At 62.8% G+C, this 22,110-nt stretch carries 26 protein-coding genes and 1 other RNA gene; 12 read left to right on the plus strand and 15 right to left on the minus strand.

The window, feature by feature from the left end:
• Positions 1-75: 75 nt before the first annotated feature.
• Positions 76-555 carry an SRPBCC family protein gene (locus C7I85_RS00785; RefSeq protein ID WP_106722055.1) on the plus strand — a complete coding sequence of 160 codons (480 nt, stop codon included), beginning with the start codon at positions 76-78 and terminating at the stop codon, positions 553-555.
• A 23-nt stretch (positions 556-578) separates the two neighbouring features.
• Here C7I85_RS00785 and C7I85_RS00790 read toward each other — a convergent pair whose 3' ends face one another.
• The 6 genes from C7I85_RS00790 to C7I85_RS00815 form a co-directional block, all read right to left on the minus strand.
• Positions 579-1,298: a hypothetical protein gene (locus C7I85_RS00790; protein WP_106722056.1), complete on the minus strand. Its 720-nt coding sequence runs from the start codon at positions 1,296-1,298 to the stop codon at positions 579-581.
• A gap of 14 nt (positions 1,299-1,312) precedes the next feature.
• Positions 1,313-1,600, minus strand: coding sequence for a putative quinol monooxygenase (locus C7I85_RS00795; protein ID WP_106722057.1), 288 nt, complete (start codon positions 1,598-1,600; stop codon positions 1,313-1,315).
• Positions 1,601-1,625: 25 nt separating this feature from the next.
• Positions 1,626-1,859 (minus strand): ribbon-helix-helix domain-containing protein, encoded by a 234-nt coding sequence (locus C7I85_RS00800; protein WP_106722058.1) that lies wholly within the window; start codon positions 1,857-1,859, stop codon positions 1,626-1,628.
• Complete coding sequence (locus C7I85_RS00805) at positions 1,856-2,068, minus strand: DUF4169 family protein (protein ID WP_106722059.1); 213 nt, start codon at positions 2,066-2,068, stop codon at positions 1,856-1,858. The genes C7I85_RS00800 and C7I85_RS00805 overlap by 4 nt, the downstream gene beginning before the upstream one ends.
• A 12-nt stretch (positions 2,069-2,080) precedes the next feature.
• Positions 2,081-2,620: an SspB family protein gene (locus tag C7I85_RS00810; RefSeq protein ID WP_106722060.1), complete on the minus strand. Its 540-nt coding sequence runs from the start codon at positions 2,618-2,620 to the stop codon at positions 2,081-2,083.
• Positions 2,621-2,761: 141 nt separating this feature from the next.
• Positions 2,762-3,439, minus strand: a complete 678-nt coding sequence (locus C7I85_RS00815) for a TetR/AcrR family transcriptional regulator (protein WP_106722061.1) — start codon at positions 3,437-3,439, stop codon at positions 2,762-2,764.
• A 171-nt stretch (positions 3,440-3,610) separates the two neighbouring features.
• Between C7I85_RS00815 and C7I85_RS00820 the strand changes: the two genes are divergently transcribed.
• Positions 3,611-4,819: a multidrug effflux MFS transporter gene (locus tag C7I85_RS00820; protein WP_106722062.1), complete on the plus strand. Its 1,209-nt coding sequence runs from the start codon at positions 3,611-3,613 to the stop codon at positions 4,817-4,819.
• A gap of 63 nt (positions 4,820-4,882) precedes the next feature.
• On the opposite strand, the gene C7I85_RS00825 is transcribed toward C7I85_RS00820, so the two are convergent.
• A complete protein-coding gene (locus C7I85_RS00825) occupies positions 4,883-5,458 on the minus strand; it encodes an AAA family ATPase (RefSeq protein WP_106722063.1) in 576 nt (191 codons plus the stop codon).
• A 119-nt stretch (positions 5,459-5,577) separates the two neighbouring features.
• Positions 5,578-5,933: a transfer-messenger RNA gene (gene ssrA, locus C7I85_RS00830) on the minus strand.
• 155 nt (positions 5,934-6,088) lie between these two features.
• Between ssrA and C7I85_RS00835 the strand changes: the two genes are divergently transcribed.
• Both C7I85_RS00835 and C7I85_RS00840 read left to right on the plus strand, forming a co-directional pair.
• On the plus strand, positions 6,089-6,400 hold the full coding sequence (locus C7I85_RS00835) for a DUF2853 family protein (protein WP_106722064.1): 312 nt from the start codon (positions 6,089-6,091) through the stop codon (positions 6,398-6,400).
• A 149-nt stretch (positions 6,401-6,549) separates the two neighbouring features.
• On the plus strand, positions 6,550-7,344 hold the full coding sequence (locus C7I85_RS00840; protein WP_106722065.1) for a thymidylate synthase: 795 nt from the start codon (positions 6,550-6,552) through the stop codon (positions 7,342-7,344).
• A gap of 37 nt (positions 7,345-7,381) precedes the next feature.
• Here C7I85_RS00840 and C7I85_RS00845 read toward each other — a convergent pair whose 3' ends face one another.
• From C7I85_RS00845 to C7I85_RS00860, 4 genes are all read right to left on the minus strand, one after another.
• On the minus strand, positions 7,382-8,236 hold the full coding sequence (locus C7I85_RS00845) for a DUF4118 domain-containing protein (protein ID WP_106722066.1): 855 nt from the start codon (positions 8,234-8,236) through the stop codon (positions 7,382-7,384).
• 167 nt (positions 8,237-8,403) lie between these two features.
• Positions 8,404-9,408: an inorganic phosphate transporter gene (locus C7I85_RS00850; RefSeq protein ID WP_106722067.1), complete on the minus strand. Its 1,005-nt coding sequence runs from the start codon at positions 9,406-9,408 to the stop codon at positions 8,404-8,406.
• Between the two features lie 6 nt (positions 9,409-9,414).
• On the minus strand, positions 9,415-10,059 hold the full coding sequence (locus C7I85_RS00855) for a DUF47 domain-containing protein (protein WP_106722068.1): 645 nt from the start codon (positions 10,057-10,059) through the stop codon (positions 9,415-9,417).
• 235 nt (positions 10,060-10,294) lie between these two features.
• Positions 10,295-10,753, minus strand: a complete 459-nt coding sequence (locus C7I85_RS00860) for a GNAT family N-acetyltransferase (RefSeq protein ID WP_106722069.1) — start codon at positions 10,751-10,753, stop codon at positions 10,295-10,297.
• Between the two features lie 167 nt (positions 10,754-10,920).
• Between C7I85_RS00860 and C7I85_RS00865 the strand changes: the two genes are divergently transcribed.
• The 6 genes from C7I85_RS00865 to C7I85_RS00890 all read left to right on the plus strand — a co-directional run bounded on the left by C7I85_RS00865 (position 10,921) and on the right by C7I85_RS00890 (position 16,657).
• A complete protein-coding gene (locus C7I85_RS00865) occupies positions 10,921-11,943 on the plus strand; it encodes a DUF4424 domain-containing protein (protein WP_106722070.1) in 1,023 nt (340 codons plus the stop codon).
• Positions 11,943-12,464, plus strand: coding sequence for a dihydrofolate reductase (locus tag C7I85_RS00870; protein ID WP_106722071.1), 522 nt, complete (start codon positions 11,943-11,945; stop codon positions 12,462-12,464). The genes C7I85_RS00865 and C7I85_RS00870 overlap by 1 nt, the downstream gene beginning before the upstream one ends.
• A gap of 145 nt (positions 12,465-12,609) precedes the next feature.
• Complete coding sequence (gene hflK, locus C7I85_RS00875) at positions 12,610-13,719, plus strand: FtsH protease activity modulator HflK (RefSeq protein WP_106722072.1); 1,110 nt, start codon at positions 12,610-12,612, stop codon at positions 13,717-13,719.
• On the plus strand, positions 13,719-14,699 hold the full coding sequence (hflC, locus tag C7I85_RS00880; RefSeq protein ID WP_106722073.1) for a protease modulator HflC: 981 nt from the start codon (positions 13,719-13,721) through the stop codon (positions 14,697-14,699). The genes hflK and hflC overlap by 1 nt, the downstream gene beginning before the upstream one ends.
• A 9-nt stretch (positions 14,700-14,708) precedes the next feature.
• On the plus strand, positions 14,709-14,894 hold the full coding sequence (locus C7I85_RS00885) for a DUF2065 domain-containing protein (protein ID WP_181257042.1): 186 nt from the start codon (positions 14,709-14,711) through the stop codon (positions 14,892-14,894).
• Between the two features lie 194 nt (positions 14,895-15,088).
• Positions 15,089-16,657: a DegQ family serine endoprotease gene (locus tag C7I85_RS00890; protein ID WP_106722074.1), complete on the plus strand. Its 1,569-nt coding sequence runs from the start codon at positions 15,089-15,091 to the stop codon at positions 16,655-16,657.
• Positions 16,658-16,701: 44 nt separating this feature from the next.
• Here C7I85_RS00890 and C7I85_RS00895 read toward each other — a convergent pair whose 3' ends face one another.
• Positions 16,702-17,274 carry a GNAT family N-acetyltransferase gene (locus C7I85_RS00895; protein WP_106722075.1) on the minus strand — a complete coding sequence of 191 codons (573 nt, stop codon included), beginning with the start codon at positions 17,272-17,274 and terminating at the stop codon, positions 16,702-16,704.
• Positions 17,271-18,158: a phosphoserine phosphatase SerB gene (gene serB, locus C7I85_RS00900; protein WP_106722076.1), complete on the minus strand. Its 888-nt coding sequence runs from the start codon at positions 18,156-18,158 to the stop codon at positions 17,271-17,273. Before serB ends, C7I85_RS00895 begins: the two co-directional genes overlap by 4 nt.
• Between serB and miaA the strand changes: the two genes are divergently transcribed.
• Together miaA and C7I85_RS00910 are read left to right on the plus strand one after the other, a co-directional pair.
• Complete coding sequence (gene miaA / locus C7I85_RS00905; protein WP_106722077.1) at positions 18,157-19,083, plus strand: tRNA (adenosine(37)-N6)-dimethylallyltransferase MiaA; 927 nt, start codon at positions 18,157-18,159, stop codon at positions 19,081-19,083. The two genes, serB and miaA, sit on opposite strands and share 2 nt — an antisense overlap.
• A 154-nt stretch (positions 19,084-19,237) precedes the next feature.
• On the plus strand, positions 19,238-20,029 hold the full coding sequence (locus tag C7I85_RS00910) for a GGDEF domain-containing protein (protein ID WP_106722078.1): 792 nt from the start codon (positions 19,238-19,240) through the stop codon (positions 20,027-20,029).
• A gap of 175 nt (positions 20,030-20,204) precedes the next feature.
• Here the strand turns inward: C7I85_RS00910 and C7I85_RS00915 are convergent, their stop codons facing one another.
• Positions 20,205-22,031, minus strand: a complete 1,827-nt coding sequence (locus C7I85_RS00915) for an ATP-binding protein (RefSeq protein WP_106722079.1) — start codon at positions 22,029-22,031, stop codon at positions 20,205-20,207.
• Between the last annotated feature and the right edge of the window lie 79 nt (positions 22,032-22,110).

A 22,110-nucleotide genomic window follows, 5' to 3' on the forward strand; every position in this document is an offset into this window, starting at 1 on the left:
ATCGGCGCCAATGTCGGAATGAGCAGTTCGTCCGCGTCCTTAGGCCATCAATCGACCAGCTATTGGAGAACACGAATGACTGCCGAAGCCACCTCGACCGCCGACCGCGAACTGGTTCTGACCCGCACCATCGATGCGCCGCGTGAAAAGCTCTTCCGCGCATGGACCGATCCGGAACTGCTCGTCCAGTGGTTCGCACCGCTGCCATGGACCACTGCCTCTGCAAAACTCGACGTGAGGCCAGGCGGCGGCAACGTGATCGTGATGCGCGACCCGGAAGGCAATGAATATCCGAACAGCGGCGTCTATCTCGAAGTGGTCGAGAACGAAAAGCTAGTCTTCACGGATGCCTACACGGCAGCTTGGGAGCCGTCGCAAAAGCCGTTCTTCACCGGCATCCTGACCTTTGAGGATCTGGGCGGCGGCAAGACCCGCTACACCGCGCGCGCCCGCCACTGGACGGTGGAGGATCGCGATGCGCACGAAAAGATGGGTTTTCATCAGGGCTGGGGCCAGTGCACCGACCAGCTCGCCGCGCTGGTGGCGAAGCTGTAGTTCATAGAGAGGCCCTGAACCCGTTACGGGCGGAGCCAGACGCGCAACCGCCCGATCGGTTCGAAGCCCGCTCGCAAAGCCATCGTCAGATCATCGCCGCGCTCATAACCCACCAGCGGAAGGCCGGGAAACTGTCTGGCGGCTTGGGCGATCAGCCCGCGCCAAAGGGATTCTGCAGGCATTCCGCACGAAAAGACATTGGAAAGGCCCACAACGCCTGCGGCGCGGTTCAGGATGCCACCTCCGATTGGATTGCCTTCATCGAGAGCCAGCAGAAAGCGAATGTCCGGATTGGCGAGCAGGTTGGGGAGAAACGTGCGGGAAGATTCATCGATTTGGTCATTGCCTGACCAGGCGGCTTCCCAACGCTGCAGGTCTTCGCTGCTGTTTACCTGGTGCCACAGAGTGTCGTTGCCACTCGATGACCGGGCAGGGATGGGCACTGCGATCCAACTGGTCTCAAAGAGTACTTGGAAGCCGAACCTGCCAAGCTCAAGCCCGCAAAAACTGTCCTTCACTGCAAGGCCGCTTGGCCGGAGCTGGCTGAGATCGACGATGCATTGTTCCTGCTGATGGATTCCACCGGCAGTCAAAGTCACCGCGTCGGGATAGTAGGGCGGAGAGCCATGGCGCTGGACCCATATGTGGTCCAGAAACGCGCCGGGCTTGTGCCGCGCCGCGCAAACGGCATCGCACCACGCCGCGTTGTTGAATGCTGCTCTCGCCCACAAATCGGCCGACATGATATCCCGTCGGTTCAACTCGTGATCACCACAGGTGTGGTGACGGTGCGGTTCTCGAAGCCGGCGATCAAGGGCCGCGCCTTGGCGATGGTGGCCTGAACCTGCGGCAGTGTCAGCGAGCCCTTGTGGCTGGCCTCGTCGTCCCAGACTTCGGTGATCCAGATAGAATCGTCGTCGGCCGGATCCAGCGCGATCACATAGCTGATGCAGCCTGGCATCTTGGCGGTGCCGCCCTGCATGATGGCGATGAGCTCGTCGCGCTTGCCGGGCTGCGCGATCATCCTGCCGATCAATCCGTACATGATTGCCTCCTGCCTGTCGTCGGTGTCAGCTGCTGACCTGCAGCGCACCGCGTTTTGCCCAATCCAGCACGTGAAGCCGCAATGCGGAAGACAGGTTGGCCTCGCGCGGGCGCGTCGAGTCGATTTCGGCCACGAGCGCCGAAATCGGCATGCCGCGCTCGGCGGCAATGGTGACGAGGTCGTCGTAGAAGGGTTTTTCGAGCGAATAGCTGGTGCGGTGGCCGCGTATGGTCACCGAGCGCTTTTGCACCAGGCTCACTTGTCGCCTTCTCCGGGCGGTGTCTTGTCCTTGGGACTTTCGCGACGGTGGCCGTCGATGAAGCGAACCGCCTGCTCGGTCGCTAGGCGGTCGCGTTCTTTTTCCGCCTTGCTGCGGCCATGCAGGGCGCGGTTCTGTTCGGCCGCGCGCTCCTTCTCGGTGCGCGCTTTTTGCTTGCGGTGCTGGCGAAGGTTGACGATGTCCGCCAAAGCCCCCTGCCTTTACTTCTTGCGGAAGGCGTCGAGCGAAACGACGTCTGCACCCTTGGCGGACGAGGCATCCTCTTCGGCCGGTTCGACCTGCTTGGCCTTCTTGCGGCCTTCGGCCTTGGTCGGCTGGATCTTGGCCGGGGCTTCGGCTTCTTCCGGCTCTTCCTCCTCGACGTCGTCCTGGATCACGTCGTCGGCCTTCACGTCGAACTCAAGCTCGAAATTGACCGACGGGTCATAGAAGCCGCGCACGGCGGAGAAGGGGATTTCCAGCTTCTCGGGAATGTCCGAGAAGGACAGCCCGACCTCGAAGCCGGTTTCGGTAACCTTGAGGTCCCAATACTGGAACTGGATGACGATCGTCATCTGATCCGGGTAGCGTTCGCGCAGGCGGCTGGAAATGCGCACGCCCGGCGCGCCGGTCAGGAAAGTGATGAAAAAATGATGGTTGCCCGGCAGGCCGGTGCGCGCGACTTCGGCCAGCACCTTGCGCATGACGCCGCGCAGGGCTTCCTGAGCCAGGATATCGTAGCGGATGTGGTCTTCGGCCATGTGCGGATGCGTTTCCGGTGAGTCGACTTTCTGCGTAGCTGTAATGAAGCTCGCCTCTATCGTAAACCGCATATAGTGCGTGAGTGCAACATGGATAGAGCGTGTTGCAGCAACGCAAAGTTAGCGCAAGGTTAGCTTTGGTCAGGCCGTAGCTGAGGCTGGTTTCGCGGCCTCGACGCGGGGACGATATGCGCGCAGGAAGGTGCGCACTGCATTGCGCGCCGAGGTTTCCATTTCCGCTTCCGTCGGGGTTTCGCCAAGCAAAAGAGCAACTTGCAGGTCGGCGTTGATGAGCGCCAGGAATTGCCGGGCGGCAAGGTCGGGGTCTTCGACTTCCAGAAGGCCGGTATGCGCCAGCCGGGCGAAGCGGGCGGCCAGCGCCGACCAGGTTTTTAGCGGTCCCTCGTCGCGCCAGGTGGCGAACAATTCGGGATAGCGCTCGCCCTCGGTCTGGATCAGCTTGCGCAGGAATTTTCCGTCGCGGTTGCAGATGCAGTTCTGGTTGAGGCGGATGGCGAAGGCGACGAGTTCGGCCTCGAGGTCTTTCGGATGGTCGGGGAAGGTTGCCAGCGTCGCGAAGAGGCCCGCATTCATGCGGTCCGTTATGTCCTTCACCACGGCGAGGAACAGATTGTCCTTGTCGCCATGGTGATTGTACACGGTCTGGCGCGAGACGCCCGCCTCCGCGGCGATCAGGTCGATATTGGCGCCTCCGAACCCCTCCTGACAGAACACGCGCGCGGCCGCCTCGAGGATCGAGGTGCGCTTGGCGGAATGGCTGCGCGGGGCAGCGAAATGGGGGAACGGGTTTTCCTTCATTTGAAAAAATAAGATAGGTGTGGTTGACGAATTAGACAAGCGTGTCTAATTTTCTGGACGTTCGTCGTCAATCCAGCCTGGGGAGGGAGCGGGACTGACGGCGTTTTGCATGCAGACATTGCCTGATCCTGCCGGATTGCGTTGCCGGCCTCACATTCCGAAAGCTGCAACATGACACCGAAATTCCTCCGCCTTGCGCTTTTGCTCGGCCTTCTTTCGGCCATCGGCCCCTTTGCCATCGACATGTATCTGCCGGCGCTGCCTGCGATCGGCGCGGACCTCAAGGCGAGCACCAGCGCGGTGCAGATGAGCCTGCTGGTCTTCTTCATCGCCACCGGTCTTGGCCAGGTAGTCGTCGGGCCGATATCGGACATGGTCGGCCGCAAGTCGCCATTGTTCGTCGGTCTGGTGATCTTCGCCATCGGCGGTGTCGGCGCAGCGCTGGCGCCCAACATTGAATGGCTGGTGTTCTTCCGCTTCGTGCAGGGGATCGGCGCCTGCGCCGGCATGGTTGTGCCGCGCGCCATCGTGCGCGACCTGCATACGGGCACGGAGGCTGCAAAGCTGATGTCGTTGCTGATGCTGGTATTCAGCGTCTCGCCCATCCTGGCGCCTCTCACCGGCAGCTTCATCATCGAATCGGCAGGCTGGCGGGCCGTGTTCTGGGTGGTGACGGCGGCCGCGCTGATTGCGCTCGTCATGGTGATGGTGCTGCAGGAAACGCGGCCCGCCGAACAGCGCGTCGGCAGCAGCCTCGGCAGTGCGTTGAGAGGCTACCGGCACCTTCTGGGCGACCGCAATTTCCTCGGCCTCACCTTCATCGGCGCGTTCGGGATTTCGAGCTTCTTCGTCTATCTGTCGAGCTCGTCCTTCATCCTGATCGATCATTATGGGCTGTCGCCATCGCTCTACAGCGTGTTCTTCTCGATCAACGCGGTGGCCTTCATCGGCATGTCGCAGCTCACCGGCATGCTGGCGCAGCGCTTCGGCCTGCGCCGCGTGGTGCGCACGGCGGTCTGCGGCTATGCGGGCTTCATGGTGCTGCTTCTGGTGGTGACGAGTTTTGGCATCGACCGGCTCGATGTGCTAGCGACGCTTCTTTTCATTGGCTACGGCTTCCTCGGCCTCGTCATTCCGTCGACCGCGGTGCTGGCGCTGGAGGACCATGGCGAAATCGCCGGCACGGCTTCGGCACTCATGGGCACGCTTCAGCTGGCAACCGGCGCGGTGGCCATGGCGGTTGTGGGCGTGTTCTTCAACGGCACCTCGCTGCCGATGGTGGCAGGCATTGCCGGCTGTGCGGTGCTCGCCTTCGCCTTGGCACAACTGACGCTCGGACGCCGCCATCAGGCAACGGCGGCGGAAGCGCCGGCGGAATGACCGCCGTTTCGACTGAATGAGGAAATTAGGGCCGGGATTTCCCGGCCCTTTTTCGTTTCAGGATCATTGGGCGGCAGAACTCTCGTGGCCCTGCCGAACCATTTCGAGGACGAAACGCAGCCGCTCTTCGACCGGCGCGCGAGGCACTTCGACCAGTCGGTAGCCGCAGGCCGTGTAGGTCTCGACCATTGCCTCATAGGTGCGTTGCGCCTCGGCCAGGTCCTGCCGGCGCTCGCCGTCCTGGCTGAAGATTTCGGGCCATGGCGGCAGAATGAAAACCATGCGGTTATAGTGGAAGTTTTTGGCCGCTTCTTCCGCATGAGCCGGCGCGGGCAGACCGGTCAGCCTGAGATAGCCGATCACGTCCGGCACGCCGCGGTCGAAGAAGACGGGACCGGTTTTGTCACGCGCCGCCTCATGCGAGCGCATCTCCCAAGCCAGCATCAGTTCGGCGAACAGCGCTGGGTCCCTCCAGGGCAGGGCCGGGCCGGAAATCGCCACCTGATGGCGGATGATGCCACGCCCGGCCTCCGGCGCCACGGCATGGCCGGCGGCGCCAAGGGCTTCGATGAGCGTCGTCTTGCCGGAGCCGGGACCTCCGGTCAGCACGAAATAGCGGTCTGTCAGGACCTGTGTCATGGGACCTCGCGTGAAAGGACAAAATGTCGATAGGGGGAAATCGCCAGGCAGGTGCGGAGCGCGCGCAAAAAAACGCGCCGCACGAAGGCTGGCGGAAGAAAAACTGCAAAGGGGAGAGAAGTGGAGGTTTCTGTTGCCAGGTACCCCCGAACCCCGCTTAGACCTGCGACGGCCTAAGGCTTGATTTGAAGCTATCGCACCGCATTAAGCAGCGAGACGTGCTTCCGCATAGTTGTCGTTGGCAACTATAAGTTTAGCCCGATAACGGTGGTACAATGCCGGGCAAAAGTACGATCTTTACACCTTCGTCGATCCTATTTCGCCCCCAGCAAAAGCCGCTCCTCAGAGCGGTTTTTGGTGGAGGCGCCGGGTACCGCCCCCGGGTCCGAACGGCTTATTCCATCGCCCATTTATCGCCATAGTCAGGCAAGCTGACACAGCCAATATAGGCAGCCGGCGCGCAAAATGAAAGCCCGCAATCGCAGCTATCCACTTCCTGCAACGCGCTTGACAGGGGCGTGGCCAGCAAGGAAGCTCGCGGGTGGTGAGGCACATGCGGGGAAACGCAAAAGTTGTGGCTCCTCGGCGACCTCATCGAGCAACGTCCTGTTTTCCGACGAGGGAATTTACATGACTGACCATCTTGCAGACGTGAAGAAGTACGATGCCGGCGCCAGCGCCGAGGCGGTCGAGAAGATCGTGAAGCATCTTGGCATTGCCCTGCACAGCCGCGATGCGTCGCTGGTTTCGTGCACCGATCCCAAGGAGCTTGCGCGCGTGAAGGAGAGCTGGATCGCCAAGAAGCTCGGCGTGACGGACGATGCCAAGGCTGAGGCCGTGGTGGAAAAGGTCTGCAAGACGATGGCCGGCGACCACAACAAGCACCGGGTGACGTTCTACTACCTGGCGGCGAAGGAACTGGGTAAGCTCGACGCGCTCTGAGACGCCGTTTCCAAAACTCTGCCCTGCCGGTTGTCCGACGTGGCTTTCCGCCGTCGCGGCGGCCGGTATTGGGGATGAGCCCCGGTTATGCGTGGCGCGGGCCGGGGCTTGCGTTATGATTGGCGCAACGACCGAATCAAGCGAAGCCAATGCGCCAGTATCTCGACCTCCTCAGACATGTGCTCGAAACCGGCGTCGACCGCGGCGACCGCACAGGCACCGGCACGCGCTCGGTGTTCGGCTACCAGATGCGCTTCGACCTCGCCGACGGCTTTCCGGTCACGACCACCAAGAAGCTGCACCTGAAGTCGATCATCCACGAGTTGCTCTGGTTCCTGAAGGGCGATACCAACATCAAGTACCTGCGCGACCACGGCGTCACCATCTGGGACGAGTGGGCCGACGAGAATGGCGATCTCGGCCCCGTCTATGGCGCGCAGTGGCGTTCCTGGCCGGCGCCGGGTGGCGGGCACATCGACCAGATCGAAAATCTGCTGAAGCAGATTCGCACCAATCCCAATTCGCGCCGTCTGATCGTGTCCGCCTGGAACCCGGCGGAAGTGGACGAGATGGCGCTGCCGCCCTGCCACTGCCTGTTCCAGTTCTACGTCTCGGAAGGCAGGCTTTCGTGCCAGCTCTACCAGCGCTCGGCCGACATCTTTCTGGGCGTGCCCTTCAACATCGCATCCTACGCGCTGCTGACGATGATGGTGGCGCAGGTGACCGGGCTGAAGCCGGGCGATTTCATTCACACGCTGGGTGACGCGCATCTCTATTCGAACCATTTCGAGCAGGCGCGCGAGCAGCTTTCGCGCACGCCGAAAACCTTGCCGACCATGTGGATCAATCCCGAGGTGAAGGACCTCTTTGCCTTCCGCTTCGAGGATTTCCGGCTGGAGAATTACGAGGCCGATTCCAGCATCCGCGCGCCGATTGCGGTGTAATCGGTAGGCGCTGCCTCGGGCGGGGCTTCTTTCGCGTTCAGTGCGTGGACCGGGCGTGCTGACGCTCAAGCGCGAGCGCCATGACACTCCTGACGATATCGACCAGCGTGTCAGGCGACGAAGGACGTTCGTCTGGGTCGAATGCGAGCCCAATGACGGCACGCTGGCCCACCGCCGTTGCTACCGGCCAAAAATCGAAGCGCGAGGCCAAAGCCGGGTAGACTCCGGCGCGCACGACAGTCTGCGTCGCCAACGACGACAGCGCCATCTCGAATTCGGCCTCCTGGGGTTCTACGCAGCCTTCTGTTTTTTTGACGGAGATTACTTTTCCCTCCGCAACAAGCATCACGACGACCGGAGCCAGGAAGAGTGCTGCAAGAGCTTCGGTGGTGAGTGAGACGATCGTCTCCGTGTTGCCGGTCGCCAGAATGTCGCGGCTGTAGCCTTGCAACACCATCGCCTGCCTTTTCATGATCGCCGCATCGGTCGCCCGCCGCCCGGAGGTGTAGGAAACGCCGCTCACGATAAGTCCGACGATAAAGAGTAGTGCGACCGCCCAGATATTTGCCGGGTCCTTGACGACGAGTGAGTAGCGAGGCGCGGTCAGGAAGAAATTGTAGGCGAGAGCGCCAAGTATGGCCGAGAAAAGCGAAGGGCCCGTGCCGAACGCGAGGCCCGCTATGACCACCGGAACGACGAATATGAGGGAGAGGTTCGGGACCTTGGCCTCAATGTCGACACTGACAGCCAAAAGGGTTGCGAAGGCCGTCATTGCAAACGCAACAAGGTAGCCCACTGCAGCCGGAGTGCTTGATGGTCCCGAGCTCAACGGTGGACCGGCAGGCGGCGTCGGTGTGATGTCCCCCCGAAGCTTCGATTTGGCATCGGTCATCGGTTCACTCCTGCCCAACGATACGCCGTGGCAGTGTAAGGCCGACCAAGTATACACCACTTTCAATCGTGCGTGAGCCGCGGCTGGCCCATTCAGGGGTCGACGATGGTGGATCAAGCCTTTTGCGCCTCGCCCGGCAGGGAGCGATGCGCTTGATGGCGCTGCGCTTAGACGAAAAGCGTGACCGCCATATAGCACAGCGCCGAAATCACGGCCGCGATCGGCAGGGTGATGATCCAGGCGACCACGATGTTGCCGGCGATGCCCCAGCGCACGGCCGAGACGCGCCGCGCGGCACCCACGCCGATGATGGCGCCGGTGATTGTGTGGGTGGTGGACACGGGGATGCCGAGATACGTCGCCAGAAACAGGGTCAGCGCGCCGCCGGTTTCGGCGCAAAAGCCCTGCATCGGGTTCAGCCGCGTGATCTTGGAGCCCATGGTGTGCACGATGCGCCAGCCGCCGAACAACGTGCCCAGCGCCATGGCGCTCTGGCAGGCGATGACCACCCAGAACGGCACGTAGAACTCGCTGCCCAGCTTGCCCTGCGAGAACAGCAGCACGGCGATGATGCCCATGGTCTTCTGCGCGTCGTTGCCGCCATGGCCGAGCGAATACATCGACGCCGAGACGAACTGCATGATGCGGAAGGTGCGGTCGACCGCAAAGGGCGTCTGGCGCACGAACAGCCACGACACGAACAGCACCAGCAGGAGCGCAAGCAGGAAGCCGATGAGCGGCGACAGGATGATGGCCGATGAGGTCTTCAGAAGGCCGCTCCAGACCACGGCGCCGCCGCCGGCCTTGGCCATGCCGGCACCGACCATGCCGCCGATCAGGGCGTGCGAGCTGCTCGACGGAATGCCGAACACCCAGGTGATGATGTTCCAGCTAATCGCGCCCATCAGTGCGGCGAAGATCACCTGCGGGTCGACGATGCTGGCATCGATGATGCCGGTGCCTAGCGTCTGGGCGACATGCAGCCCGAAGAACAGGAAGGCGATGAAATTGAAGAACGCCGCCCAGGCCACCGCATATTGCGGCCTGAGCACGCGGGTCGACACGATGGTGGCGATGGAATTGGCGGCGTCGTGCAGGCCGTTGAGGAAGTCGAAGAACAGCGCGACTGCGATCAGACCGATCAGCAGCGGAAAGGCGAGCGAAGCGTCCATCAGCGGCTACACGTTCTCGATCACGATGCCGCTGATCTCGTCGGCGACGTCCTCGAAGCGGTCGACCACCTTCTCGAGCTCGGCATAGATTTCGCGGCCGATGAGATAGGCCATTGGATCGTTCTTGCCGTGGCGGCGGAACAGGTCCTTCAGGCCCTCGTCGTGCAGCTCGTCCGAGCGGTTTTCGATCCGGGTGACCTCCATGGCGATCGCGCCCAGCCGCGTGGCGTTGGTGCCGATCTTGTTGAGAAGAGGGATGGCCTCGTCGATCAGGCGGGCGGCTGCCACAATGGTCGTGCCCATTTCCCGCATCAGCGGGTCAAAGCTCTTCTGCTCGTAGAGGATGACGGTCTTCACCGTCTTGCGCATCATGTCGATGGCATCGTCCATCGACTGGATCAGATCCTTGATGTCGCCGCGGTCGAACGGGGTGATGAAGCTCTTGCGCACCGCCAGCATCACCTCGTGGGTAATGGCGTCGGCCTGGTTCTCCAGCTCCATGATCTGCCGGCCGTATTTCTCGACATCCTCGCCGCCGGCCAGCAGCTTCTCGAGAGTTTCAGCGGCGGTCACCACGATGCGCGAATGCCTGGCGAACAGATCGAAGAAGCGGTCCTCCCGCGGCATCAAAGCCCGAAACCAGCCCAGCATCCCAAAATCCTTCTGTGCAGTCCTGTCGAAACCGGGCGCCGAAAGCGCCTTGGCAGCGGCCGAAGATTAGACGGCCAACTGAATTCCGGTTTCGTCTATTTCACGATGGACCGTCTCGCTAGTGCAGAAATGCCGAGATCAACGACGAAATCGTGCGAAAAACCGCGTCGTGTGACCGCAGGCGGCCGATTTGGCGGGTTTCGGGCGGCTCGGATAGTCCGTGACGTTGGGGAAGTTATAGCGCCAGCTTGTAGCCGATGTGGCTCGCGGTGAAGCCGAGCTGCTCGTAGAAGCGGTGCGCATCCGGACGGTCGCGGTCGGTGGTGAGCTGGACCAGGTTGCAGCCGCGCTCGCGGCATTGCTCGATCGCCCATTCGAACATTTGCCGGCCAAGCCCACCGCCGCGACGGTGGCCTGCAATTCGCACCGCCTCGATCTGGCCGCGCCAGGCGCCCTTGCGGGAAAGGCCGGGGATGAAGGTGAGCTGGAGCGTTCCGACGACGGCCTCGTCTTCCGTCACGACGGCGAGGAACTGGTTGGGATCTGCGTCAATGGATTTGAACGCGTTTCTGTAGCACTCGGCCAGCGGATGGCTCGTATCCTCCCGCTGCCGGCCGAGTTCATCGTCGGCAAGCATGGCGACGATTGCGGGAAGGTCTGTCTCGCGGGCCCGGCGGAAGCTGATTTGAGTCATGGCGCAAGATTAGACGGGCAGCCAGGCGAGAGGCAAGGCATGGAGGGATCGCCGGATTTGCTTTGCCCGCAGTCAGCCAAGCAGGTTACATGCTGCGCATGCCTCGCTGACTCGAACCTGACGCCACCGACTGCCGACATCCGCGACCTAACCGCTGGGGATTTCACATGCTTGAACGCCTGCTGACTGCCTTGATGTTGACCGCTGCCGCTGCGCCGGCGCTGGCCAACGATTCGATCGCCGAGCTTGGCACCGGCGGGCTGGTTCTTTCGCGCAGCGACGTGGTGGCGATGGAAAAGGAAGACCTGTTCATCTCGCGCGACAAGGTCACGGTGGACTACGTCTTCCGCAACAGCTCCGATGAGGATGTTTCGACCATCGTCGCTTTTCCCATGCCGGATATCGAAGGCAATCCCTACGAGATGCCGTCGATCCCGCGGACGGGCGAGGATAATTTCCTCGGCTTCGAGGTGTCGGTCGATGGCCAGCCGGTCAAACCCGAGCTGGAGCACCGAGCCATTGCCGTCGGCATCGACATTTCCGACGAGCTGAAGGCCAACAATGTGCCGTTCTATCCCTTCGGCGAGGCGACGACGAAGGCGCTGGAGGCCCTGCCGCAGCCGGTAGCAGATGACTGGCTGAACCGCGGCATCATTATCATCGACGAGTATGACGACGGCTCCGGCATGAAGAAGGTGCGCACGCCCTTCTGGCAGCTCCGCTCGACCTATTGGTGGCGCATGGTCTTTCCGGCTGGCAAGTCGGTGAAGGTCGCACACAGCTATCAGCCGAGCGTCGGCGGCACGGTGGGGCTGACCTTCCTGGACAACGGTAAGTTCCAGGGCCAGACCTACGATGATTACAAGCGGCGCTATTGCCTGGACGCGAGCTTCGAGAGGGCGGTGCTGAAGGAGGCGGGGAAGACCGCCGATGGCTCGCCGACATTCTATGAAAACCGGATAGCCTACATCCTGAGGACGGGCGGCAACTGGGCGTCCGGCAACATCGGCGACTTCACGCTGACCATCGACAAGGGCGACCCGGACAGCCTTCTCACCTTCTGCGGCAAGAATGTCGAGAAGATCGGTCCGACCACGTTCCGCATGAAGGCGACCGATTTTTATCCGGACAGCGACCTCGACATTCTGATCCTGACCCGACCGGGTAATGCAAGCGAAGGCGGCAATTGATGAAGCTTGGCATCTATGTGGCGATTGCCGAAAACGGCGTGATCGGACGCGAGGGCGGTCTGCCGTGGCGGCTTTCCACTGATCTCAAGCGCTTCAAGGCCGACACCATGGGCAAGCCCATCGTGGTCGGGCGAAAGACCTGGGAGAGCTTTCCGCGCCGTCCGTTGCCCGGGCGCCTGAACATCGTGGTGACCCGCGACAAAACGTTTCGTGCGGAAGGTGCCGAAGTGGTCGGCTCGCTCGCCGATGCAATCGCGCTCGCCACGGCACGCGCCCGCTGCATGTCCGGAGTGGACGAGATTTGCTTGGTCGGTGGCGGCGAGATCTATCGCGACGCACTGCCGCTGGCCGACAGGCTGCATGTGACCCATGTTTTGGCTGAGGTTGACGGCGATACGCGCTTTCCTGAGATCGATCCCGAAATCTGGCAGGTCGTCAGTTCGTTGGACGTGCCCGCCGGTGAAAAGGACAGCCATGCGACACGCTACACCGTTTACGAAAGGCGCGCGGACGTGCATTGAAATGGCAATTGGGATCGTTTCGTAACCAAAACGGCCGCTTCGAGCCGTGGTTGCGTTGAAAGCACGTATTGGCGTCCCTATAGAAGGAAGGCACTGATATCGCGCCCGGTGGGCTGTGCGAAGAATTTGAACCGAAAGGACATTCATGCCCTGGAACAATCAGAGCGGTGGCGGCGGCGGCCCATGGGGTGGCGGCGGCAATAGTGGGGGACCATGGGGGCAGGGCCCTCGGGGACCGAGCGGTCCGCAAGGAACGCCGCCCGATCTGGAAGATATCATCCGGCGCGGCCAGGACAGGCTGAAGAATGTGCTTCCGGGCGGCGGCGGCGGCGGCAGTCCGCTGCTGTTCGGTCTCATTGCGCTCGCTCTGCTCGTGTTCTGGGCCTTCCAGGCCGTCTACACCGTCCAGCCGGACGAGATGGCGGTCGAGCTGCGCTTCGGCAAGCCGAAGAACGAGCTGTCCGGCCCGGGCTTGCACTTCCACTGGTGGCCGATCGAGACGGTCGAAAAGGCCAACACAGCCGAAAAGCTCATCAATGTCGGCGGCGGTTCGGACCGCTCGAATTCCGGTCTGATGCTCTCGGGCGACCAGAACATCGTCAATGTGCAATTCTCGGTTGCCTATCAGGTCGCCGACCCGAAGGCCTATCTGTTCAACGTGTCCGATCCCGATGGCATGCTGCGCCAGGTTTCCGAAAGCGCCATGCGCGAAGTGGTGGGTCGCCGTCCCGCACAGGATATCTTCCGCGATGACCGACAGGGCATCGCCGACGGCGTTCGCAACATCGTGCAGACCACGCTCGACGGTTATGGCGCGGGTCTCACGGTCAACGCGGTCTCGATCGAGGATGCAGCGCCGCCGCGTGAAGTGGCCGATGCGTTCGACGAGGTGCAGCGCGCCGAACAGGACGAGGACCGCTTCGTTGAGGAAGCCAACCAGTACTCCAACCAGAAGCTCGGCCAGGCACGCGGCCAGGCGGCACAGATCCGCGAAGATGCGGCTGCCTACAAGAACCGCGTGACGCAGGAAGCCGAAGGTGAGGCCCAGCGCTTCATTTCGGTCTACGACGAGTATGTGAAGGCACCGGAAGTGACGCGCCAGCGTCTCTATCTCGAAACCATGGAAACGCTGTTGAAGGGCACCAACAAGGTTATCGTCGACGAGGGCAAGAGCCAGGGCGTGGTTCCCTATCTGCCCCTGCCTGAACTGCAGAAACGCACGCCGCCCGCGGCTCCTGCCGAAGGAGGCAAGTGATGTCCAATCGTCTCCCAATCATCGGCGTCATCGTCGCGATCATCCTCGTTCTGCTTTATTCCTCGATCTACGTGGTGAATGCGCGCCAGCAGGCGATCGTCATGCGCTTCGGCCAGATCGTGGACGTCAAGAGCGAGCCCGGAATCTACTTCAAAATGCCGTTCTCGATGTTCGATGCGGACACTGTGCAGTTCGTGGATGACCGTATCCTGCGCTTCGACCTCGACGACATCCGTGTCCAGGTCTCGGGCGGCAAGTTCTACGAAGTCGATGCCTTCGTGGCCTACCGCATCAAGGATCCGCGCGTTTTCCGCCAGGCCGTGTCGGGCAGCATCCCGCTTGCCGAACAGCGCCTGAAGACGCGTCTCGACGCAGCCCTGCGCCGGGTCTACGGCGTGCGCGGCTTCGAGGCGGCGCTCTCGGAAGAGCGTGCCTCCATGATGCGCGACGTCCGCGACCAGCTGCGCGCCGACGCCAACTCGCTCGGCCTCGAGATCGAGGACGTGCGTATCCGCCGTACCGACCTGACGGCCGAGGTCTCGCAGCAGACTTACGACCGCATGAAGGCCGAGCGCCTGGCCGAGGCCGAAAGGCTCCGCGCCCGCGGCCGCGAGGCGGCGCAGCGCATCCGCGCCCGTGCCGACCGCGAGGTGGTCGAAACGGTTGCCGAAGCGCAGAAGGAAGCGGAGATCCTGCGCGGTGAGGGCGATGCCACCCGCAGCGCCACCTTCGCCAACGCCTATCAGCGGGATCCGGAGTTCTTCGAGTTCTATCGGTCGCTGAATGCCTACGGCACGGCGATCAACAACGCCGACACGACGATGGTGTTGTCGCCGGACTCGGAGTTCTTCCGCTTTTTCCGCACTCCGACCGGCAAACCTTCGGAAGCTGCTCCCGCGGCTCCGGCGGCTCCGGCGAAGCCCGCTGCGCCGACTTCAAACTCGGCGACGCAGCAGCCTACCGCCGGCGCCAGCCAGTAAACCGCGCCGGTGTCCGATCTGATCGTCGCCATGGGTCTGGTCCTCGTCATCGAGGGCCTGATCTATGGCGGCTTTCCTAGTCTCGCCAAGCGGCTGGCAGCCGAAGTGCTGTCGATGCCTGAGAACGCGCTGAGGGCCGTCGGGCTGGCCTCAATCGCAGTCGGTGTCGGCCTGGTCTGGCTGGCGCGCGGATAGTGTCCGTCCCCAGGGCGGCAAGCTGATTGTGCAAAGACCCGGGGCGCCCTTCGAACAATCTCGATATATTGACTGGCTAACCTCAGATGCCAGTATGCAAAGTCGCAAACACGCCTTATTTTTTGCGAACATGGTGATGCAGCCTATGGAGCTGCACCGCTTTTTCTGTGTCTGACTTCGGAGACATCTTCCACATGACAGCCAAATTCATCCTGCCTCGACTGCGCAACGGCTTCGCCGCCGCGACGGCAGCGCTTCTGGTGGGCGCGATCGCCATGCCGCACGCCGTCGTTGCACCGGCGATGGCCCAGGAGACACAGCAAAAGCCTGCTATCCATCCGCAGGGGCCGGCCTCGGTTGCCGATCTCGCGGAAGGCCTGCTCGGCGCCGTCGTCAACATCTCGACCTCGCAGACCGTGAAGGGCGGCGAGGGACCTAACGCGGTGCCGATGCCCCAGCTTCCGGAAGGCTCGCCCTTCCAGGATTTCTTCGATGACTTCTTCAAAAACCGCCGTGGCGACAAGGGCGGCGGCGGCGACGAGGGTGAGGGCGGCGGCGGAGACGCGAGGCCGCAGAAGGTGCAGTCGCTCGGCTCGGGCTTCATCGTGGATGCCGACAAGGGCATCATCGTCACCAACAACCACGTGATCGCCGATGCCGACGAGATCATCGTCAACTTCTCCGACGGCACCAAGCTGAAGGCCACGCTGGTCGGCACCGACACCAAGACCGACATCGCAGTGCTGAAGGTCGACCCCAAGGGCAAGAAGCTGACGGCGGTCAAGTTCGGCGATTCCAACAAGATGCGCATCGGCGACTGGGTGATGGCGGTCGGCAACCCGTTCGGTCTTGGCGGCACCGTCACCATCGGCATCGTTTCGGCGCGCAACCGCGATATCAATTCCGGCCCGTATGACGACTTCATCCAGACGGATGCGGCGATCAACCGGGGCAATTCAGGTGGCCCGCTGTTCAACATGGAAGGTGAGGTCGTCGGCATCAACACCGCCATCATCTCGCCCTCCGGCGGCTCGATCGGCATCGGCTTCTCGATCCCGTCCGAACTCGCGGCCGGCGTGGTGCAGCAGTTGGCAGAATATGGCGAGACGCGCCGCGGCTGGCTCGGCGTTCGCATCCAGCCCGTCACCGACGAGATCGCTGAAAGCCTCGGCATGAAGGCGACGCAAGGTGCGCTGGTCGCCGGCGTCATCAAGGGTGGTCCGGTCGACAACGGCACCATTCAGCCGGGCGACGTGATTACCAAGTTCGACGGCAAGGACGTGCATGAGATGCGCGACCTGCCGCGTGTTGTCGCCGAAAGCCCGGTCGGCAAGGATGTCGACGTGGTGCTCGTCCGCAAGGGCGTGGAGCAGACCGTCAAGGTCAAGCTCGGCCGCCTCGAAGACGGCGAAAAGCTCGCCAAGGGCGAAGAGGCGAAGAAGACGCCGGACAAGGCCGTGACGACGACTTCCGTTCTCGGCATGACCATCGGCGATCTTGACGACGGCGCGCGCAGCAAGTTCGGCATCGGCGCGGAAGTTGCGGGCGTTGTCATCACCGAAGTGTCGCCCAACTCGCCGGCCGCCGACCGTGGCATTGCGCCGGGCGAGGTCATCACCGAGATCGCGCAGGAACAGGTTTCCTCGCCGAAGGACGTGACCGACAAGATCAAGGCGCTGAAGGAACAGGGCCGCAAGAATGCGCTGTTGATGCTGGCCTCGAAGACCGGCGAGCTGCGCTTCGTGACCGTGCGGATAGATTGAGTCCGCAAACGCGGATAAGTCTCTGATCCAAAAGAAAAGGGCGGCTACTGAGCCGCCCTTTTTCTTGCCTCCCAATCCTCCCGCGTCACGCGGTAGAAGACATGGCGTTTCAGCTGCGGCTGCGTGTCCGGTATTTCCGGGTGGTCGAAGTCGAGGGACGCTTCGCGGCGCATTCCGAGCCGCTCCATCACCGCCCTCGAGCGCTTGTTGTTGGTAACGGCAAAAGAGACAACCTGTGGCTTGCCGAGCTTGTCGAAGGCGTAGTCCAGCCAGGCCGTTGCCGCCTCGGTCACGTAGCCATGGCCCCAGAATTCCGGCGCAAGCCGCCAGCCGATCTCGATAGAACCGGCCGGCGCGACCGGCTCGATTTCCACGTCATGCAGTCCGACGAAGCCGATGCACTGGCCGGTCACTGCGATCTCGACCGCCGTCCAGCCGTAGCCCTGCGCGGCGATCTCGGCGCTTATTTCATCCATCCTGGCATCCGCCTGCGCCCTGTTGCGCCGGAAGGGGAAGAACTCCATCACCGCCGGCTCGGAGTTGATGCGATGGAACAGCTCGCGGTCGCGCTCCTCCCAGTTGCGCAGGATGAGGCGTTCGGTGCGGATGACTGTCATGCGGCAAACTCCGTCTGGCTGTAACCCTGGAGATAGAGAAGGGCGGTGAGGTCGGCATGGTCGATGCGGACCTTGGCCTCGGCGGCCACTGCCGGCTTGGCATGCAGCGCAACGCCTGTGCCAGCAAGCCGGATCATGTCGAGATCGTTAGCACCGTCACCGACGGCGATGGCATCCTCGGGCGACAGGCCGAGGCGGGCAGAGATGTCGAGCAGGGCTTCGGCCTTGGCGGCGCGGCCCAGAATGGGCTCGGTGACTTCGCCGGTGAGCTTGCCGTTGAGCTCGATCAGTCGGTTGGCGCGGTTCTCGTCGAAGCCGAGCATGGCGGCGATGCGCGAGGTGAAGACGTCGAAGCCTCCCGACACCAGCGCAGCATAGGCGCCGTTGGCGCGCATGGTGGCAACCAGGGCGCGGCCACCCGACGCCAGCGTTAGGCGGCCGGTGATGATGCGGTCGATGACGGCAGCGTCGAGCCCCTTGAGCAGGGCGACGCGCTCGCGCAGCGCCGGCTCGAAGGCGATTTCGCCGTTCATCGAGCGTGCGGTGATGGCGGCGACATGCTCCTTGATGCCGACCTCGTCGGCCAGCTCGTCGATGCATTCCTGGTCGATCATGGTCGAGTCCATGTCGGCCAACAGGATTTTTTTCCGGCGCATCTCGGTTTTCTGGACCACGACGTCTATGGGCTCGGACATCAATGCCGCACGCAGGGTCGCCTGCATCTCCTCGGCCGAAGTTCCACTCGGCAAGGAGAGGTCTGCGGCGATATCCTCGGCCAACCAGCGAACGGAGCTTGCGCCGACCGCCTGCGAGGCCATATTCGCGAGCGACTGCGAAAGACGGCGCTGGGCCGGATGGGAAATGAGGGTGGCGACGAGCGGCATGGGAAATTCCGGCAGAGATGAAGGCGGCGAGCGCGTGAAGAACGCAATCCTGATAGCCGGACCGACCGCCAGCGGCAAGTCGGCGCTGGCTTTGGAGCTCGCCACCAGCAAAGGCGGGGTCATCGTCAACGCCGATTCGATGCAGGTCTATTCGGTGCTCGATGTCCTGACAGCGCGTCCCGGCGCGGACGATCTCAAGCGTGCGCCGCACTATCTTTACGGCCATGTTTCGCCGGCGACGGCTTATTCGACCGGGGCGTGGCTGCGCGACGTGACGCAGTTGATCGAGCGGGGGACGCTCGCCGGCCGCATCCCGATCTTCGTCGGCGGCACTGGCCTTTATTTCAAGGCGCTGGTGGAAGGAATTTCGAAGATGCCCGACATTCCTGCTTCGATCCGCGAGCATTGGCGGGGCCGGTCGCTCGAAGAGGGCTCGGAGCAGTTGCATCGCATCCTGGCCGAACGTGACCCGGAAATGGCAACGCGACTAAAGCCCGGCGACACCCAGCGCATCGTCCGCGCGCTCGAGGTGCTGGAGGCGTCAGGGCGCTCGATCCTTGACTGGCAGGGTGCAAGCGGGAACGCGCTGGTCGACCGCGAAAGTGCGAGCTTCTTCGTGCTGGAGCCGGAACGCCCGACGCTGGTGCGCCGGATAGACGAGCGCTTCGACCGGATGCTCGAGGCCGGCGCGCTGGAAGAGGTTCGTGCACTGGCGTCAATGCAGCTCGATCCGGCCCTGCCGGCGATGAAAGCCATCGGCGTTCGCGAACTCCAGGCGGCAGATGCCGGAGAGATTGAATTTTCCGAGGCGATCACGCGCGCAAAGATTGCAACGCGTCAATATGCCAAGCGCCAGACGACATGGTTCCGCAACCAGTTCGGACCGGAGTGGAAACGTCTTAAGAGCGTAGAATCAATAAGCTAGTCGATGCGTCTGGACACTTATGTTCGATACTTTGATTAAAATTCACTCGCGTTTTGGTTGTTCAGATTAACGGACCGTAAGGCCTCGCTATGGCATAAGGAGATAGCGGCCGTGATACCGCCTCACGGTTCGGGGGCTCGCCAGCGGAAGGTTCATGCGTTTCCATCAATCGGAATCGGCTCTCTTTGTCCTGATCACAGTCATCCTGCTTGCCGGCATGGTGACCGTGCACGGCTATAGCGTTCTGTATTCAGCCGGCGAGACGCTCTATCAACCCGAAAGAATCGAAAAGGTGGCTTACCTGGCCAAGCTGCTTTTCGGGATCGGCGTGCTTCTGGCCACGGCGCTGTTCTTCACCATCTTCTTCATCTACCCGCAGATCCGCAGCCAGGTGAAGGAGCACGGCCAGTTGCAGGAGATGACGGCCACGCTCAGCGCGCGCTCCGAGACGCTGGAGCAGGCCGCGTTGACCGACAGTCTCACCGGCGTGCAGAATCGGCGCTATTTCGATGAGGCACTGAAGGAGTATCTCTCCGAGTTCGCCCGCATCGAGAGGCCGGTCGGGCTGATGATCCTCGACCTCGACCATTTCAAGCAGGTCAACGACACACACGGCCACGATATCGGCGATCAAGTGTTGCGCACCGTCGCTCGCTGCCTGCGTGACATGTCGCGCTATCACGACGTCGTCGCGCGTCTGGGCGGCGAGGAGTTCGCGGTCGTGGCGCCGAATATGGATGCAGACACGCTGTTCCGATTCGCCGAGCGAATTCGTAAGGCCATCTCCAGCACCGCGATCTCGTCAGGCAATGTCAGGCTGAAGGTCACCACCAGCGTCGGCCTTGCCGTATGGGACCGCAAGGAAGCGGCCGTGGACTTTTTCCGGCGCGCTGACCAGCAGCTCTATCATGCCAAGCGACAGGGCCGTAACCGCGTCTGCGCTTGAGAGCCGGCGCGGCTTTCCAAGATCGGAGGAGCTTTAGTACTCGCATGCTTCAGCAGTCCATTACGGAGAGCCGAAGCTCGACGGCTTCTCAACACCGGCCCTAACAAAAAGCCGAGGCTTTCGACCTCGGCTTGGATTGCTTTTGAAACTCAGTCAGCGGCTCGATGCCGCCCTGTCAGTCCGAGCGTGACCGGCCGAAGGTCGTCGGCTTCAGGCCGAAGCTGATGTCGAGATCTTCGGGTATGGGCGCTGCGGGCTCCACCGGACGGCGGTAGCCGGGATCGCCGGCTTGCCGCTGCATGTCGGTCACTTCGGCGAAGCCGAGCGCCTGCTGCGGACGCGGCACGTTGCGCAGCCGCTCCACGATGCCGGCCAGATCGACATCGCTGCCGTCGCCGCCGGATGCTTGTGCGGCCTGTCGCTTGTTTGAGCCGGGGATCAGGCTAGGCGGGATCTTTTCGAACTTGAGGCGCATGGTGGTGGCCACGCCTTCGCCGAAGGCGATCGCCTCGCGCTGGCCCATGGACGAGAGGAAGGAAAGCGTCGAGGCCGAGGAATCGGCAATCGCCGACCGGATGATCTTCTGGTCCTGATCGTTGGCAAGCCGCATGGCAAAGACGGTCGAGCACTGCGACAGGATGGTCGGGTCGAGTTCGCCCGGGCGCTGCGTGACCACGCCAAGATAGCAGCCATATTTGCGGCCCTCCTTGGCGATGCGCGAAAGCGCGTGGCGCGTCGGTGCGAAACCGAGGCGCGGGTCGGCCGGCATATAGCGGTGCGCTTCCTCGCAGAGCACCAGCAACCGCAGCTTGCCCTCGCTCCAGAGGGCAAGGTCGAAGGCGAGGCGCGCCAGCACCGAACAGACGGAGTTCACCACCTCGGAAGGCAAGCCCGCCATTTCGAAGCAAGTGATCGGCCGCCCGCCATGCGGGATGCGGAAGATGTTGCCGATGGTCTGGTGGATCGTGTCCTCGATCAGCCGCGAATTGAACATGAAGCGGTAGCGCGGATCGGCGATGGCCGATTCGATGCGCGTCTTGAGCGAACGATAGACGGGCCTGTCGTTCTTGCTTTCGAGCAGGCCCATGCGCTCGTCCAGCAGCCGGATCAGGTCGGCCATGCGGTAGGGCACCGGCGTGTCGGCCGTCAGCGAATCCGCGCCGCGCCGCAGGAAGGTGCCGGAATGCGGATTGCGATACAGGTTCTTGGCCTGCGGAATGATATCGCGCAGCACGTCGATCTCGTCGGGCTCGACCTCGCGCCCGCGGAACAGCACTTCGGCGAACTCCTCCAGCCGGAACAGCCAGAAGGGCAGGTCGAGCGTGACGGTGTCGACCTTGACGCTGTGATCGGGCAGGGCGGCGGAGAATTCGTTGTGCGGGTCGAGGATCAGCACGCGCAGGTCTGGCTGCGCCTCGATGGTCTTGCGCAGAAGAAGCGACACTGCGGTCGACTTGCCGACGCCGGTGGTGCCGACAACGGCAAAGTGGCGCGCCAGCGTGTCTTCGATGGCGATGCAGGCATTGATCGTCTCGTCCTGCGAAAGGCTGCCGATGGTCACCGACTTGCGGCCCGCTAGGTCGTAGACCGCCTGCAGGTCCCGCGAGCGGATGCGATGCGCAACCGCGCCGATATGCGGATAGACGGTGATTCCGCGGTCGAAGACGGGAGTTGTCCCGGCTCCGCCGTCGCGCACCTCGCCGACCAGCTCGACGCTGACTTCGATCGGGTTGCGGCCGTTTTCGTCCCAGACGCGGTCGGGGCGGCCGATGGCATAGACCAGGCCGACCGTGCGTGTGACGCCGAGATTGATGGAGATCATTCGCCCTACGGCCCAGAGCCCGGCCAGCGTGCCTTCGCCGGAATCGGCAAAGGCCGCAATGGTGGCGCGGGCGCCGTCGCAATGCACGACATGGCCCAGCACGCGCGCATCGGGCTGCGCGTCGTCGCGCCGCTCCTGCGATGTGGTCTCTCCGCCGAATTTTCCCCGATCGACAAACATGCTGTGGCCCTGTCCCCGAAAAAAGCCACCCTAGTCGATCCGGGTTAAGCGGCGATGAGACGGTATGGTGCAGAAGGCC

The organism is Pseudaminobacter soli (ex Li et al. 2025), assembly GCF_003012705.1.
Classification (GTDB): Bacteria; Pseudomonadota; Alphaproteobacteria; order Rhizobiales; family Rhizobiaceae; genus Pseudaminobacter; species Pseudaminobacter soli.

What these genes read in the sequence shown, in the direction of transcription:
- C7I85_RS00825 (WP_106722063.1), bottom strand. Translation starts at nt 5,458, where the DNA reads ATGACACAGGTCCTGACAGACCGCTATTTCGTGCTGACCGGAGGTCCC.
- C7I85_RS00890 (WP_106722074.1), top strand. Translation starts at nt 15,089, where the DNA reads ATGACAGCCAAATTCATCCTGCCTCGACTGCGCAACGGCTTCGCCGCC.
- miaA (WP_106722077.1), top strand. Translation starts at nt 18,157, where the DNA reads ATGGGAAATTCCGGCAGAGATGAAGGCGGCGAGCGCGTGAAGAACGCA.
- C7I85_RS00895 (WP_106722075.1), bottom strand. Translation starts at nt 17,274, where the DNA reads ATGACAGTCATCCGCACCGAACGCCTCATCCTGCGCAACTGGGAGGAG.
- C7I85_RS00850 (WP_106722067.1), bottom strand. Translation starts at nt 9,408, where the DNA reads ATGGACGCTTCGCTCGCCTTTCCGCTGCTGATCGGTCTGATCGCAGTC.
- C7I85_RS00855 (WP_106722068.1), bottom strand. Translation starts at nt 10,059, where the DNA reads ATGCTGGGCTGGTTTCGGGCTTTGATGCCGCGGGAGGACCGCTTCTTC.
- C7I85_RS00865 (WP_106722070.1), top strand. Translation starts at nt 10,921, where the DNA reads ATGCTTGAACGCCTGCTGACTGCCTTGATGTTGACCGCTGCCGCTGCG.
- C7I85_RS00785 (WP_106722055.1), top strand. Translation starts at nt 76, where the DNA reads ATGACTGCCGAAGCCACCTCGACCGCCGACCGCGAACTGGTTCTGACC.
- C7I85_RS00860 (WP_106722069.1), bottom strand. Translation starts at nt 10,753, where the DNA reads ATGACTCAAATCAGCTTCCGCCGGGCCCGCGAGACAGACCTTCCCGCA.
- C7I85_RS00870 (WP_106722071.1), top strand. Translation starts at nt 11,943, where the DNA reads ATGAAGCTTGGCATCTATGTGGCGATTGCCGAAAACGGCGTGATCGGA.
- C7I85_RS00815 (WP_106722061.1), bottom strand. Translation starts at nt 3,439, where the DNA reads ATGAAGGAAAACCCGTTCCCCCATTTCGCTGCCCCGCGCAGCCATTCC.
- C7I85_RS00915 (WP_106722079.1), bottom strand. Translation starts at nt 22,031, where the DNA reads ATGTTTGTCGATCGGGGAAAATTCGGCGGAGAGACCACATCGCAGGAG.
- C7I85_RS00845 (WP_106722066.1), bottom strand. Translation starts at nt 8,236, where the DNA reads ATGACCGATGCCAAATCGAAGCTTCGGGGGGACATCACACCGACGCCG.
- hflK (WP_106722072.1), top strand. Translation starts at nt 12,610, where the DNA reads ATGCCCTGGAACAATCAGAGCGGTGGCGGCGGCGGCCCATGGGGTGGC.
- C7I85_RS00820 (WP_106722062.1), top strand. Translation starts at nt 3,611, where the DNA reads ATGACACCGAAATTCCTCCGCCTTGCGCTTTTGCTCGGCCTTCTTTCG.
- C7I85_RS00835 (WP_106722064.1), top strand. Translation starts at nt 6,089, where the DNA reads ATGACTGACCATCTTGCAGACGTGAAGAAGTACGATGCCGGCGCCAGC.
- C7I85_RS00795 (WP_106722057.1), bottom strand. Translation starts at nt 1,600, where the DNA reads ATGTACGGATTGATCGGCAGGATGATCGCGCAGCCCGGCAAGCGCGAC.
- C7I85_RS00790 (WP_106722056.1), bottom strand. Translation starts at nt 1,298, where the DNA reads ATGTCGGCCGATTTGTGGGCGAGAGCAGCATTCAACAACGCGGCGTGG.
- C7I85_RS00910 (WP_106722078.1), top strand. Translation starts at nt 19,238, where the DNA reads ATGCGTTTCCATCAATCGGAATCGGCTCTCTTTGTCCTGATCACAGTC.
- hflC (WP_106722073.1), top strand. Translation starts at nt 13,719, where the DNA reads ATGTCCAATCGTCTCCCAATCATCGGCGTCATCGTCGCGATCATCCTC.
- C7I85_RS00840 (WP_106722065.1), top strand. Translation starts at nt 6,550, where the DNA reads ATGCGCCAGTATCTCGACCTCCTCAGACATGTGCTCGAAACCGGCGTC.
- C7I85_RS00810 (WP_106722060.1), bottom strand. Translation starts at nt 2,620, where the DNA reads ATGGCCGAAGACCACATCCGCTACGATATCCTGGCTCAGGAAGCCCTG.
- serB (WP_106722076.1), bottom strand. Translation starts at nt 18,158, where the DNA reads ATGCCGCTCGTCGCCACCCTCATTTCCCATCCGGCCCAGCGCCGTCTT.